Source organism: Oleiphilus sp. HI0043 (assembly GCF_001634935.1).
The window spans coordinates 1-1,196 of the sequence record NZ_LWEY01001675.1 but is presented as its reverse complement, the minus strand read 5'-3'; the positions used below and the strand labels follow the sequence as shown (position 1 = coordinate 1,196).

1 protein-coding gene is annotated in these 1,196 nt (G+C 46.7%); it reads left to right on the top strand.

Annotated elements, in window-relative coordinates; genetic code table 11:
* Positions 1-1,092: adenylate/guanylate cyclase domain-containing protein (locus A3729_RS25450; RefSeq protein ID WP_068634415.1), on the top strand; the 1,092-nt coding region annotated here is incomplete at its 5' end.
* Positions 1,093-1,196 lie beyond the last annotated feature (104 nt).

Here is a 1,196-nt window from a genome sequence, read left to right as displayed (position 1 = left end):
TTCAGCCCGACGGCAACCATATTCAATATTCTCATGGCGAGTTTTAGCTTCATCGTCGTTGGAGGTATGTCGACCTGGCTCAAAGGCAACCTAATCTTACTTACCTCCACCATTATTTCCTCCATGATATTCGGCCTTGACTTCGCGCCTCACGCACCAATGATTGTCGATCTAGTGGCCGGTATTAGCGCTACAGTCTATGTCTCGGTTACTGCTTACTATACCCACCAACAAGCCGAAGCCTTACATAAGGCCAAGCACCAGATTCAGACACAAAGAGAGCAGTCTATATCGCTTTCTCACAAGCTTGCTAAATACCTATCTCCACAAGTCTGGCAGTCAATTTTTACCGGCGAACGTGACGTGCGCCTGGAAACACAGCGCAAGCGTCTATCTATCTTCTTCTCTGACATCAAAGGTTTTACAGAGCTGTCGGAAGAAATGGAACCCGAAGGTTTGACCGAGCTGCTGAACAACTACTTCAACGAAATGTCGCAAATCGCCTTAAAATACGGCGGCACAATCGATAAGTTTATTGGCGACAGTATTATGATTTTCTTTGGTGACCCAACCAGTCGTGGCGCTAAAGAAGATACGATGGCTTGTGTTTCCATGGCAATTGAGATGCGTAAGCACATGAAGATACTGCGTCAAAAGTGGAAGAGCCAAGGAATCAAGACGCCACTGCAAATTCGGATTGGGATCAGTACGGGCTTCAGCACTGTAGGAAATTTTGGCGCTGAAAACCGCATGGACTACACCATTATCGGCAAGGAAGTTAACTTGGCTTCTCGCTTGGAAGCACTATCAGAGCCAGGCGAAATCCTGGTTTCTTACGAAACTTTCTCTCTGATAAAAGATAAGGTTATGTGTCGTGATAAGGGAGAGATTACCGTTAAAGGCTTCGCTAGACCCGTTCCGATTTATCAAATCGTTGACCTTAGACGCGATATCGGTGCCGGTCAGAGCTTCATAGAGCATGAAGCTGAAGGGTTTGCGATGTATCTGGATACCGGAAAAATAGACGACACTAATAAAGACGCTATCGTCCATGCCCTTGAAAAAGCAACTGAGAAACTAAAAGACAGCTAACACAATAACGCTCGTTACTGCCTTGGAGTTCTCAGGCTCTCCGTTCTCGCCTTAAGATCTGCTGTTGCGCGGTAGGGGTTGATATCCAAGCCACCTCGGCGAGT